Consider the following 14,016-nt stretch of genomic DNA (forward strand, 5'->3'; position numbering starts at 1 on the left):
AAGTATATAATTCAATAACAGAGAGCAGACCACTCAGATAATCTAAGTGGTTTTGTAAATGTCACAAAAATTATTTAAATATCAATAATATAATTGCAGAAGTTGATTTTATAAGGGGGGAACTTGATGTATCAAATTTAATTTGCCAGCAAGGCAAATGGACTTGTTGGCAAACACTTCAGAAAATAAATTTATTAAGAATTATTTGAAAGGTGGAACCAACATGGAACATACTATTAAAGATTTTAACAAAATTAAAGATATAGATCTAATTATGAAGATTTGGCTTAATTCCAATCTGCAAGCTCATGATTTTATTTCAGACAGATACTGGATAGAAAATTATGATGAGGTAAAAAAACTATTACCCCAATCCCATTTAAGAGTATACTGGAAAGATGAGCAGCCAATAGGATTCATTGGCATTGTAGATGGATACATTGCAGGTATTTTTGTAGATAGTAATTATCGATGTCAAGGAATAGGACTTGCTCTTTTAGAGGATGCAAAAAAACAATATAATAAATTATCTCTAGATGTTTATGAAAAAAATCAAGGAGCTTTTCGATTTTATAAACGTAATGGATTTCAAAAAGTTTCTTCTAAAGTTGATGATATTAATAAAGAAATAGAATATCATATGATTTGGAAGAAAAAATAAAGCCCCTACAATATTGTAGGATTTTATTTAAGAACTCTGTGAACTCCCCTCACTTCAACGAAGTAAGTGGGGGGAGTTCACTGCTTTAAATATAATAATTTATTAGCATTTTCTATAGCTTCCTTTTTAGTATTAGCTGGTGCTGATATTATTAATCCATTTTTATACTGCCAATGGTTACTGGTATCAGCGTTATCTTCTTTAATTTCAGGCAGTAAAATGGTTAAATAATCTTTATCTTTATCCATAGCTATCCATCCATAATGTTCTAAAAAATCACCTTTATTATTATCATATCTAATGGATGCCTGATGATTATAATGAAATTCCAGCTCAATATCATTTAGTACAGTATCATTAATTAATAAATTACCTTTAAATATATCATTAGAGAAAGGTTTTTTTTTATATTTACCTTCAAATTTTACTAACACTTTTTCTTCATAAATTTCATCATTAATACGACATTTTATACCTGTATATGTTTTTACAAACTTATTAGATTTTGCGTAATAAAAATATAATGAGACTAAAGATAATATTATTAATAATATATAAAATCTTTTATTTTTCATCAAACCTTACTCCTTAGCTTGATATACATATTGATCTATGTTAAATTATACCATTCATTTTCGGTAATAACAAATTTTAAATATAAATAAAAATTAAAAAGATTTTAAAAAGCTGAAACAGCAGAAATAGAACTTGTTGATTTTATGACTTTACTTAAAATAAAAATATACTTTGGCATGAATATACAGAAGATGAATTTAGAAAAAGTAGAAATTATATTTATGAAATGTAAATATAATAATTGAATATAAGAATATTTATTAAATAAAGTAAATATATTAATATTATTTAGTTATGTTTATTTGAGTTTAAATTATACTTTAAAATAAAAGAGATATTAAAGAAGGCTGTATCAAAGTTTTATTTTGATATAGCCTGCTACTCGATTATAAAAAAACTATAGAGGAATAATTATAAGCTCTATATTTAAATAGAATACATAGAATTTAATATATCACTAATTAAAAGATACATAGCTAATAATGTAAGTAATATATAAAATATAATCTGAATAAACTTAAACTTTCCCTTATTTTTAACTGTTTTTCTAATTTTTAATAAAATATCCCATATGATTCTTTGCTACATCTAGCCCAATATATTTACTATATATTTTTTCTATCTCACTGTTGCTAATTTCAGAGGTATGATTCATTATTTCACTAATAAAATCTAATCTCTTATTTTTATCTTTTATTGAGGAAAGTATTTTACCAGCAAAATACTGCCCATTCCCTTGAGAATACTGATTTCCTTCTTTAGTTTCTTCTTCTATCTTTTTAATATAATTATCTTCATACTCAATATTATTGTATAATTCAGGGTATATAATAGTTTGATTAATAAATTCTATCCATCCATATCTTAGCTTTTTATCAGATACAAATTTAAGCCCTTTTTCTTCTAAATATCCTTTGTAAAGAGCTTCAATAATTTTATAATCTTTCTCTTTTTCTAAATCTAATAACATTTCTATTTTTAAAGGAATAAAATTTGGTTGTAAATCAGTAATATTTTTTCTAAAATACACTTGAAACTGTTTATTATAATTAGTATTGTTGAATTTTTTATCAATGATATTTTTTATATTATTCCATAATGAGAATAGGTAGTTTACATCTTTCTTTTCAAGGTCTTTATATAATAGTTGTGTGGTAGTATTCTTTTTTATAAACCAACCGTTGGTATCTACTATATTAACCTTTTGAAAAAAGTTTTCCACATTAATATTCTTTGTATCATATATAGCATCAGCTAGAAGTAAACCATCTTTAACCGCTACAAAATTTCCATGTTTCTCATTTAAAAGTATATCTAAATCTTTATTATTAAATAATCTACTTTGTATAACTAAAATTTTATTTTCTTTATTTAAGGGATTATCAACTAGAATTCTATAAGAATTAACATTATATACACCATTATCACCTATCATTAAATCTCTTTTATCTAGGTCAATTTTAAGTTTTAATGTATCCTTCAAATTATTTGACAAATCAGAGTTAGATTGTGAAATAACTACAATGTTTTTATCTTTATATTTTTCTAAATTAAGTTTGTCATCTGTTAAAAAATTTATATTTTTACTTTTACAATATGAGGCTAAATTATCATCATTATTATCTATAATGTAAACTACTTTTTCACTATTACTTAAAATTTTATTAGCTAAAACTGACTTATTATATTTAACATATTTATTTGAAAAAATTATAATAATAAATATAGACACACCTAAAGCTAATGTTTTTATTACAGCTTTTTTAATTTTTTTCTCACTACATATGTATAATAAATTAATAAAAAATAATATTATAGATACTACTATCATGAAATATAAATTACTCATTATAATATGCTCTTTAAGTGCTAAGTTAAATGAAGATGCTAGTATGGGACAATACTTTCCAAAGAGAAAATTCCCTACCACAATTTGAAAAATAAAGTATCCTATAGATACTGAGTATCCATGAATGGTACTTTTTGTAATGTTACTTACAATAAGCCCCATAAGAGTTAAAAATAATGAATAGAAGAAAGCAACTATAAAATCTTTTATAAAAAGACCTTCATAATATTTAGTAAGCCATGCTATAAAAAACAATGATACTATCATTAACTGACTTATTAAAAAGTTAATAAAGTATCTTAAAAAGACAATTTTATATAAAGGGGTTGCATTTGGAAGTATCATTCCTTCTCTTTTGTTGTCATATTCTTCTGAGAGAACATTAGTACATAAAATAATTGGTATAAGGGGGGAAGTAAGTTTTACAAACTCCCACAAATCTGCAAAAAGAATTAAGAAAATACATGTAATATAATATAATCCTATGGAAAGAATTGAAAATTTATTTTTGGTTTTTATAGAATATTTAATTTTTAATAAACTATTCAAGGTTTTCCTCCTTTTTAATTATTATTTTGACTACAATAAATAATTGTGCTAATAATAATACATAATATTGCTACTCCTATATATACTGCACCAACTATTATTACTTGTGAATCAATATAATTGCTTTTAATAAACATCTGAGAGTATTTTAGACGATGAAAACCTGAAAATATGGGGATTTTATCTAATACAAAGAATACAAACAATGGTAAAATAATAGAAATAATTGAATGTCTAAGAAGAATATTTATTAAATTACTTAAAGCAATATAAAAAATAACTAGAGGAAATGAAAACAGTAAAAATGTAATAATAAAAGTATATATTGAATAAATATTTTTGTTATAAAATATAGGAAAAATAATAGTTATAATACTTCCCAATAAAATATATTGTAAGTAAGCACAAATTATAGTTAAAAATTTTCCAAAGCTATACTGAAATGGTGAAATGGGATTTGTGTATATTATATTGAGAATATCACTTTTACTATCATAATAATATGTAATAAATACCATTAGTGGAATTAAAAACATTCCAATTAAAAATGATTCATCTAAATATCTAATTGCTGCAAATCTACTATTTTCTAAATTATCTTTTAATGTAAAGGAATCTATAATAATAGGTACTATAGAAATTAATATTATTCCCAAAAAAGAAATAATACTTGTATTTAATTTTTTAATTTCTTTTCTTAAAACTATAAAAGATTTCATAGAAATTACTCTCCTTTTCTAACTTTAAATTTATTAGTTTTACTTTGCGTTCTGCATAAAATATAAATATGCATCTTCTAAATTGGGATATACTGAATTTACATTAGAAAGGCTACTTACATCTTTAGAGTTTCCTAGAAATCTTACAGTACTAGTACCACAGGTTCTCTTTATTGAAATAATAGAATACTTATTTTTTAAGCCTATTAAGTCTTTATTATCAGTAATAATCTTTTCCCATACATAACCCTCTGTATTTTTTATAAATTCATCTGGAGTCCCTACAAATTTTAATTCACCAGAAAGAAGTAAAGCTAATTTTTCACAGGAAGCAGATATATCCTCTACAATATGAGTAGATAAGATAACAATTCTATCTTCACTTAATTCTACAAGCATTGTTCTAAATTTAATTCTCTCCTCTGGATCCAATCCTGCTGTTGGTTCATCAACAACTAGAATAGAAGGATTTTTGATTATTGCTTGAGCTATACCTAATCGTCTTTTCATTCCTCCAGAAAATTGTCCAACTTCACCATTTTTATGATCTAAAAGATTAACCTTAGAAAGAGTATTGCAAATTAGTTCATCTCTAACATTTTTATTATGAATATTATTTAATAAAGCTATATAATCTAAAAATTCATAAGCACTCATCTGAGGATATATATTAAATTCTTGAGGTAAAAATCCAATTATCTTTCTTATATTCATTTTATTTTCTTTAATATCTTGTCCACAGATTTTTATTTTACCACCCTTATCTGGTGTGATTAAGGTGGTAATAATTTTCATTAATGTAGTTTTTCCAGCACCATTATGTCCTAAAAGACCAAACATTCCATTTCCTATTTCTAAGTTAATATTATTTAATACCTTTTTTTTATTATAAGTTTTATTAACATTTTTTATTGAAATAAAGTTTTGCACTATATCACTCCCTAATGAAAGCTATTTACAGTTTTTCTTTTATTTAATATATAAGGAATTATTTAATATATGTATTTATTATAACATAATAAGTAGGGGATTAAAACTACTTATATTTAATAATATAGGGAAGTTTTACGTTTAATGACAATGTAATTTTTAAGAAGTTAAAGGAAGTGAAATTAAATTATTAGGCTTAGAAGTTATGGATTTTTTTCAGATTATAAAAGATAAGATTAGTTTAAATAAATTTAAAAAAGAGCTTTTAAAAAAGCTCTTTTTTACCATATAATAAATATAGATTTTTAGTTGTTTAGTAGAAATTATATAGGTTTTTTATTATTTATTATTTTTTATAATTTGAAATAAATTATTATTACGTCCGCCTGACCACTGTGATTTATTATCTAAAACCCTATAAATAAATTCACCAGTTTCTGTTGATTTTATAATATTTTTCTCTCCAGATTTGTAAACTAAATTAATAGTAAATATAGGATCACTTTCTTGCGCATATTTATTCAAAGTGGTTTTTGTATTTAATATACTATCATAAACTTTTTTAATAAAATCTTTATCTTTATCAATACTATATTTTTTACTAGTATCATTATATATTATTTCCATACTGCTTACTTGGCTAAAGTCTTTTGTTAAAATATTTTTGTTTGAAATTTTAGTGCTATTTGTATTTTGAGAAACTTTTTTATTCTTATTAGTGTCTTTTGGTGTTTTGGTTGAATTATTGTTCTTGTTGATATTTTCTTGTTTTTTAGTGGAATTATTGTTTTTATCAGCATTTTCTTGTTTTTTAGTGGAACTATTGTTTGTATCAGTATTTTCCTGTTTTAGGTTAGAGTCTGTACTTTTGTTCACATCTTGCTTTTGTTCTACAGAGTTATCAGGTTTGGAGCTAGTAGGTGCATCACTCTTTTTATTGCCACATCCAACTAGTGCAGTAATGCATAAAATTGATAAAATAATGCTAATAGATTTTTTCATATGTAATCACTCCTATAATATAATGGATTTATTATAAGATATTATGGTATGGTAAGAATTACAATTTGATTACAATTTATAATTATAGTTAAATTACTAGGATACACATGATACATGCGGAATAGTTGGAACAAAGATAGGGTATATACAGGTTATTTTATTAAAGAAAATAATTTATTGAAAAGTCATTTTAGAATATACTCTTTATAAACTTCCCATCTATTATTTCCCCATTTAAGTATACATATATTATCAAAGTAAGTTTCAAATTGTGGATTATATTTATTTACATATTCACAAATATCATAGAATTTATCTTCTTTAATACGACTTACTATGGTGCAGTGAAACACCTTATTTTTATTATTGCCTTCATGATGTTTCCATCTTAGCCAGGAAACTTGTTTAAGAACATTAATAAATTCGTCATGTACTTTTAAAGCTTCTTTGGAAGGAATCACTTTCATAAAAACCACATCAGTTCTAAACTTATCAAATCCATTAATTTGTATATTTTGCTTATTATTATTTTTCACAAATTCTTCTGTAATTTTTTCAATTTCCTTTATATTATCCGTTTCAAAAGGAGCTTTTATAGTAAAATGAGCAGGAAGCTTTTGTCTTTTAACATTAAATTTATAACATACATCATTTACAAGTTTTTCATGAAATTTAAGTACATTATCTTTAAATAAACACACTATAACATATCTATTCATACCAAAATCTCCTTACTATATTAATATTCTTTGTATTTAATAGAAGAAAAGTCTTTAAAATTCTCCTCATTATATTCTTTATCAAAAGACATTTTTTTAAAATCTTTAAACCAAGTTCCCTGATAAGTTAAGTTTCCATAATCACCTTCTATAAGATCATTATAAAATCTCCTACTAATAGAAAATGAAATTTCCTCATCATGTTCCGTTTTAAAAGTTGCATAATAGGTAGTATTATGATGGTGAGTAATAATATCGTTATTATTGTGAACATGAGTTGTAGTTTTCTTATTTTTATCAATTACCTTAGCTTTTACTGTAATAATTGGACATTTTGAGTTCTCTGAATATTCTTTTACAATATTGAAAATAATATACACAAATATAAATATAAATACTATTTGAAATATAAACATTTTAAATACCCCCTAATAATATATAAATATATTATATAATAGTTCCATAGTTAAAAGAATGTTTGTATACTATGATATAATTAATATAAAATTAAATGAGAAATACGGAGGGAATAATTTGGAACATTTAGGAAAATATGAAGAGTTTACAATAGTAAGAAATGGTGCACCAGGATACTACCTAGACATGAAAACAGGAAATACCAGTGATGATGTATTACTACCTCACAGTGATGTAGAAGGAAAAGAATTAAAGATAGGGGATAAAGTTAAAGTTTTTATATATAAAGACTCTAAAAATAGACCTATTGCAACAATAAAAGAACCATTAGCAGAGGTTGGGGACATAGCTTATTTAGAAGTGGTAGATAATACACCTATGGGTAGTTTTATAAATATAGGAGTGCCTAAAGATATACTTATACCTATGGCAGAAAAAAAATATCCTCTAATTGTAGGAAAAAAATATTTGTTTTATATATACATAGACAAATCAGAAAGAATAGCGGCTACTACAGATATAGAATCCTATTTAGAAATGGCAGAAGGCTACAAAATAGGAGATGAAGTAGATGGAATAATTTATGATATTTATGATAATAATAGTGTAGCTGTAGCAGTAGAAGGTAAATATAGAGCTGTTATGCTAAAAAATGAATACTATGTAAAAGTAAATCCAGGAGATAAACTAAAATTTAAAGTAAAAAGAATTTATGAAGATGGAAATTTAGGTCTTACTATAAGAATTACAGGAAAAGAACAGAGGGATAAATTACAAGAAGATATATTAGAATATCTTAAAGAGAATAATGGATTTATGCCTCTAAACGACTATTCATCACCAGAGGACATAAAAAATGTATTTAAGGAAAGTAAAAATTATTTTAAAAGATCTCTAGGTGGTCTTATGAAAAAAGGACTTATAGAACAAACAAAAGAAGGAACTAAACTTATACAAAAATAAGGAAAAGATAGGTGTTTTAAAAACATCTATCTTTTTTTGAAAAATTAATAATAAATTAAGAATAAAATTGTTAAAATTAATGTAGAAAAGGCTATAATTATAGTAGACAAGGAGTGATAATATGAATTCAAATATGAAAAAACATATAAGTACATTTTTAGCAGGTATTTCTGTAATACTTCCTGCTGCTATAACTTTATACATAATAGGATTTATTTTTAATTTTATAGATAAAATAAATGGAGGGGTAATATATAGGTTAATAGGAAGAAGGTTACCAGGATTAGGCTTTATAATGACACTTGCAATAATATATGGAGCAGGGCTTTTAGCAAAATCTATTATTGGAAGAACTTATTTAAAAAAATTAGAAATAATATTTTTAAAGATACCTATAATACAACATATATACTCTGCAATTAAGGGGCTTAGTAATTCTATACTAAAAAAAGATAAGGTTTCTTTTAAACAAACGGTGTTAGTAAAGTTTCCTAATTCAGAAACTTTAAGTGTAGGATTTGTAACTTCTGATAAAACCATTAAAGAAAATAAAATATCTGTTTTTATACCTACAGTTCCTAATCCGACTACAGGATTTTTAGTTTTAGTAGATAAAAATGATGTAGAATATTTATCAATGCCTTTTGAGGAAGCTTTTAAATTCATACTTTCACTAGGAGTAAGCCAACCTAAAATGAAATAGAAGAATATACAGAAGAACATATATTATTAAAAAATTTTAGCAATATGTGTTCTTTTAGTTTTTAAGAGAATGCATTGGATAAATTCCTTTTAACATGAACATAATAAAATGTGTAAGATAACAGTAAGAAATCAAGGGAAAAGGAGATAAGGCTATGAAGAATTTGTTTGTTAAAGATATAGAGCAAGGAAAGAGAATTAAGAGCTCTTTTATGATAATGAAAAAATTATATAAAGATGAAAATGGTAAAACTATTGCATATATAGGAGATAATACAGGTGAAGTTAAAGCATCTATTATAGAAGGAGAGTATGAACTTGAAAAAGGGGATGTAATAGAATGTGAAGCTATTTCTGAAACCATATTGAAGGTAGAATCTTTTTCAAAAAAAGAGGAATTTAAAATAGAAGATTACCTTCCTTCTGTAAAAAGACCCATTGAAGATATACTTAAAGAAATAGAAGATATATCAAAAGAAGAGTTTAAAAGTGAAGAAATAATAACTTTAGATAAATATTTCTTTGGAAATAATGAGTTTTTACATAAATTTAAAAGGGGTATAGGAGGAGCAAGACAGCATCACAATTACATAGGAGGGTTAGCAGAGCATACTTTAAACGTAATGTATATAGCAAAAATTTTAGCCTATAGATATAATTGTAGAAATAAAGAAATAGCAATACTTGCAGCTAAACTTCATGACATAGGAAAAATAAAAGAGTATTTTGTAGAAGGACCTTTTTCTTACACTCTAAGGGGAGAAATGGAAGGACATATTGTAATGGGAATAACTATGTTAGAAGAGGCCTTTAGGGAAAATCCTGAGCTATATAGTGAAGAATTTAAAGAAAGAATGAAGGGATGCGTAGTTCAGCATCATGGAAAATTAGAATATGGATCTCCTAAAGCACCAAATACAGAGGAAGCTTATATAGTTCACTATGCTGATTACGTAGATGCCACAATGAATAAAATATCTCAAATAAAAGAAGGACTTGAGCCAAATACATGGTCAGATTATGATAGGAGAATTGGAGGAAAACTGTATATATAGGTGAATATGCTTATATTTAGTTATAAAAATAATATTGAAGTGGAGATGAAATAAAAAATGAAAAGGCACAATAGAATTATTTCTACACTGCTTTTCTTAGTATTATTAATCTGCCCTAAAGTAGCAAAAGCTAGTGATTTAAATAGGAAATCAATTCAAAAAAATAAGGAAGGCTATAATATATTAGTTGATATTAGTGAATTTAAAATGTATTTAATAGAAAAAGGTAGTAATAAACCTATAAGAAGGTATCCTATAGCAGGAGGAAAACCAGAAACACCTTCACCATATGGTACTTGGAAAATAACTTCAAAATCTGCCAATTGGGGTAGCGGGTTTGGAACAAGGTGGATGGGGCTAAATGTTCCCTGGGGTCAATATGGAATTCATGGAACAAATAAACCACTAAGTATAAACAATCCAGATTCTAAAGGATGTATTAGAATGTTTAATAAAGATGTAGAAGAACTATATAAATATGTAGATGTAGGTACAATAGTAGTTATTTATGGTGGACCATATAATCTTTCATGGAATAATTTTAGAACACTAAAACCTGGAGATAAAGGTGCAGATGTTTTAGAAGTGCAAAGGGTATTAAAATATAGAGGGTATTATGCAGGAAAGTTAGATGGTATCTATGGAGAGGGAATGAAATCCATAATCCTCAAGTTTAAGACAGATAATAATCTAAGCTTTAGTCACTACATAGATGGAGAAATGTATAATAAATTGGGGATGCAACCCTTTGAGTAATGAACAAGTAACAATGAACAATTAATGAGGTTCTTCCTCCTAGGGTGGGAAGAACTTTAATTTTAATTGTTAATTATCAACTTGAATGGGTTATACTTATTAGTAAGAAGTCTTTAAATATTTAACTATAAGAAAGGTTGATAAAATGACCATTAAAAATAAATCTACAAAAGAGGAATTTATTAAAGGAAATTTAGTCAATAAAGAAATACAGCTTTCTACAAATTGTATAACGGGAGATAGGGATCATCTTTTAGATAAATTAAGACAGGCTTTTAAAAAAGCTAAAAAAATAGACATTATAGTTGCATTTCTAATGGAATCAGGAGTTAGACTTTTAGAAAAAGACTTAAAAGATGTTTTAAATAGAAATGTTCCAATTAGGATATTAACAGGAAATTATCTAAATATAACACAACCACAAGCTCTATATCTTTTAAAGGATATTTTAAAAGATAGGGTGGATTTAAGATTTTATAATATTTCAGGAAAGTCTTTTCATCCTAAAGCCTATATATTTGAATATGATAATAAAGATGGAGATATATTCATTGGCTCATCTAATATATCTAAATCAGCTTTAACCAGCGGAATAGAGTGGAATTACAGAATAAGAAAAGAAGATAATGAACTGGATTTTCAATGTTATAAGGATATATTTGAGGATTTATTTAATAATAAGTCCATAATAGTAGATGATAACGAGTTAGATAAATATTCTAAAAGTTGGAGAAAACCAAAATTATTTTTTGATATGGAGAATAAAGAAAAAACAGAAGAAAAAATAATAAGCTACCCAAAACCAAAGGATGCCCAAATAGAAGCATTATATAAGTTAAAAAAGTTTAGAGAAGAAGGCTTTGATAGAGGGATTGTAGTAGCAGCTACAGGTATTGGTAAAACTTATTTAGCAGCCTTTGATTCTTCTAAATACAATAAAGTTTTATTTGTAGCTCATAGACAAGAAATATTAAATCAAGCAGAAACATCTTTTAGAATTGTGAGAAAAACTAATAACACAGGATTTTTTAGTGGAAATAGAAAAGACAGGAACAAGGATGTATTATTTGCTACAGTTCAAACTTTAGGACAAAAACAATATTTATGTGATGATTATTTTAAAGAAGATGAATTTGATTACATAATAATAGATGAATTTCATCATGCTGTGGCAGATAATTACCAAAACATATTGGATTATTTTAAACCTAAGTTTTTACTAGGACTTACAGCTACACCAGAAAGAATGGATAATAGAGATGTATTTGAAATATGTAATCATAATGTTGTGTATGAAGTGCGATTAAAAGAGGCTATAAATAAAGGTTGGCTTACGCCATTTAGATATTATGGTATATATGATGATGTAGATTATAATAATATAAGTTTTAAAAATGGTAAATATGATGATAAAGAGTTAGAAGAAGCATTAATGATAAATAAAAGAGGAGATTTAATATTAAAACATTATAATAAATATCATAGTAAAAGAGCCTTAGGTTTTTGTAGTAGCAGAAATCATGCAAACTATATGGCAAAGTATTTTAGTGAAAAAGGTATTCCAGCTTGTGCTGTTTTAAGTGGGGAAAAACTAGAATATTGTATAGGAAGAAAAGAGGCATTAAAAAAGTTTAATTCTGGAGAAATAAAAGTTATATTTTCTGTGGACATGTTTAATGAGGGGTTAGATGTGCCTTCAGTTGATATGGTAATGTTTTTAAGACCTACACAATCTTCTACTATATTTTTACAACAATTAGGTAGAGGACTTAGAAAACATAAGAATAAAAAATATGTAAATGTATTAGATTTTATAGGAAACTACAAGAAAGCAAATTTAATACCATTTTTATTAACAGGAGTTATAAAAAACATAGATGAAAAATCTAAAAAAACTATAATTCCCACAGAAGAAGATTTTCCAGAAGATTGTCATATTGATTTTGACTTTAGACTTGTAGATATATTTAAAAAGATGAGAGAAGAACAAAAGAAAATAATAGATTTAGTTATAGAAGAATATTATAGAATTAAACATGAATTAAAAAGAAGACCTACTAGATTGGATATGTACAAGTATATTGATGATAATATATATAATAATATAAGAACTAAAAGTAAAATAAATATTTTTAATGATTATTTAGGATTTTTAAATAAATTAGAAGAATTAGATGAAGAAGAAAATAGATTTATAGGAACAAAAGCCCATGATTTCATAGTTAAAATTGAAACTACTGCTATGACAAAAACATATAAAATGCCATTATTATTAGCTTTTTATAATAATGGAGATTTTAAATTAAAAGTAAGTGAAGAAGAAATATATTTAAGCTTTAAAGAATTTTATAAAAAACCTTCAAATGCTGTAGATTTAATTAGAGATAAGAATGGAAAGAATTATAAAGAGTGGGGAAGAGAAGAATATTTAAAAGTTGCTAAAAATCCTAGGAATGCTTTTATAAACACTGCTAAAGAGTTTTTTATAGATAAAGGGGAAACTTATGAAATAACTGATGAGTTAGAAGACTATGTAAAAAATAAATATTTTATTAGTCACTTTAAAGATGTTATTGATTATAAAACAAGTGAATTTTATAAAAAAAGATTAGAAAAAAGAGAAGAGCTTAATAAATAAACATAGTTCAGATGGAATTACTTTCCCATCTGAACTATGTTTTTTAATCTTCATAAACTCTTTCTAAAACTATACCTTTTTTAAAGGCACCTCTTTTTTCAGCTTTAGCTTTTCTTTTAGCGAAAAGTTCCTCTTCAGAATAACCTATAGCATTACAAAGACCAAATATAACTTCCATTAAATCTGCTAATTCTTCTAGGTTTTTATCCTGAGAAAATTCTTTTGCTTCTTCTTGAAGTTTAGCTTCTAATAAAGAAATTAATTCTTCTTTATTAGCATATCTTATATCAAATTTTTTTCCGTCTTTTTCTATTATTTCAGGTATATTATCTCGCACTAATTTATTATATATTTTCAAAAAAACACCCTCCTAAAAATTATATTATATAATTATTATATATAAAAATTATTTTAATATATAGATGTATAATTTTTTCATAAAATCATCTATTGACAACACTACAAAAAAAAGAATAAAAT

14 protein-coding genes are annotated in these 14,016 nt (G+C 25.0%); 6 read left to right on the forward strand and 8 right to left on the reverse strand.

Going from position 1 to position 14,016, the window contains the following annotated elements:
- Positions 1-223: 223 nt before the first annotated feature.
- Positions 224-661 (forward strand): GNAT family N-acetyltransferase, encoded by a 438-nt coding sequence (locus tag B5D21_RS10655; protein WP_035110834.1) that lies wholly within the window; start codon positions 224-226, stop codon positions 659-661.
- A gap of 77 nt (positions 662-738) precedes the next feature.
- Here B5D21_RS10655 and B5D21_RS10660 read toward each other — a convergent pair whose 3' ends face one another.
- From B5D21_RS10660 to B5D21_RS10690, 7 genes are all read right to left on the reverse strand, one after another.
- Positions 739-1,236 (reverse strand): hypothetical protein, encoded by a 498-nt coding sequence (locus tag B5D21_RS10660; RefSeq protein WP_035110767.1) that lies wholly within the window; start codon positions 1,234-1,236, stop codon positions 739-741.
- Positions 1,237-1,784: 548 nt separating this feature from the next.
- Complete coding sequence (locus tag B5D21_RS10665) at positions 1,785-3,635, reverse strand: hypothetical protein (RefSeq protein WP_011098920.1); 1,851 nt, start codon at positions 3,633-3,635, stop codon at positions 1,785-1,787.
- Positions 3,636-3,649: 14 nt separating this feature from the next.
- Positions 3,650-4,354, reverse strand: coding sequence for an ABC transporter permease (locus B5D21_RS10670; RefSeq protein WP_011098921.1), 705 nt, complete (start codon positions 4,352-4,354; stop codon positions 3,650-3,652).
- A 39-nt stretch (positions 4,355-4,393) separates the two neighbouring features.
- Complete coding sequence (locus B5D21_RS10675) at positions 4,394-5,284, reverse strand: ABC transporter ATP-binding protein (protein WP_011098922.1); 891 nt, start codon at positions 5,282-5,284, stop codon at positions 4,394-4,396.
- 339 nt (positions 5,285-5,623) lie between these two features.
- Complete coding sequence (locus B5D21_RS10680) at positions 5,624-6,286, reverse strand: hypothetical protein (protein ID WP_035110771.1); 663 nt, start codon at positions 6,284-6,286, stop codon at positions 5,624-5,626.
- A 185-nt stretch (positions 6,287-6,471) separates the two neighbouring features.
- Positions 6,472-7,005 carry a 2'-5' RNA ligase family protein gene (locus B5D21_RS10685; protein WP_011098924.1) on the reverse strand — a complete coding sequence of 178 codons (534 nt, stop codon included), beginning with the start codon at positions 7,003-7,005 and terminating at the stop codon, positions 6,472-6,474.
- A 20-nt stretch (positions 7,006-7,025) separates the two neighbouring features.
- Entirely contained in the window at positions 7,026-7,421 is a 396-nt protein-coding gene (locus B5D21_RS10690; protein ID WP_011098925.1) for a DUF2500 domain-containing protein, read from the reverse strand.
- 118 nt (positions 7,422-7,539) lie between these two features.
- On the opposite strand from B5D21_RS10690, the gene B5D21_RS10695 reads away from it, so the two are divergent.
- The 5 genes from B5D21_RS10695 to B5D21_RS10715 all read left to right on the forward strand — a co-directional run bounded on the left by B5D21_RS10695 (position 7,540) and on the right by B5D21_RS10715 (position 13,536).
- Entirely contained in the window at positions 7,540-8,385 is an 846-nt protein-coding gene (locus B5D21_RS10695) for a CvfB family protein (RefSeq protein ID WP_035124440.1), read from the forward strand.
- Between the two features lie 121 nt (positions 8,386-8,506).
- On the forward strand, positions 8,507-9,088 hold the full coding sequence (locus tag B5D21_RS10700; RefSeq protein ID WP_011098927.1) for a DUF502 domain-containing protein: 582 nt from the start codon (positions 8,507-8,509) through the stop codon (positions 9,086-9,088).
- A gap of 154 nt (positions 9,089-9,242) precedes the next feature.
- On the forward strand, positions 9,243-10,142 hold the full coding sequence (locus B5D21_RS10705; RefSeq protein WP_035110779.1) for an HD domain-containing protein: 900 nt from the start codon (positions 9,243-9,245) through the stop codon (positions 10,140-10,142).
- Positions 10,143-10,199: 57 nt separating this feature from the next.
- Positions 10,200-10,898 (forward strand): L,D-transpeptidase family protein, encoded by a 699-nt coding sequence (locus B5D21_RS10710; RefSeq protein ID WP_011098929.1) that lies wholly within the window; start codon positions 10,200-10,202, stop codon positions 10,896-10,898.
- A gap of 145 nt (positions 10,899-11,043) precedes the next feature.
- Positions 11,044-13,536, forward strand: a complete 2,493-nt coding sequence (locus B5D21_RS10715) for a DEAD/DEAH box helicase family protein (RefSeq protein WP_011098930.1) — start codon at positions 11,044-11,046, stop codon at positions 13,534-13,536.
- A gap of 43 nt (positions 13,537-13,579) precedes the next feature.
- On the opposite strand, the gene B5D21_RS10720 is transcribed toward B5D21_RS10715, so the two are convergent.
- Positions 13,580-13,894, reverse strand: coding sequence for a nucleoside triphosphate pyrophosphohydrolase (locus B5D21_RS10720; RefSeq protein ID WP_011098931.1), 315 nt, complete (start codon positions 13,892-13,894; stop codon positions 13,580-13,582).
- Between the last annotated feature and the right edge of the window lie 122 nt (positions 13,895-14,016).

This window comes from Clostridium tetani (genome assembly GCF_900167265.1).
In the GTDB taxonomy this organism is placed as follows: domain Bacteria; phylum Bacillota; class Clostridia; order Clostridiales; family Clostridiaceae; genus Clostridium_G; species Clostridium_G tetani.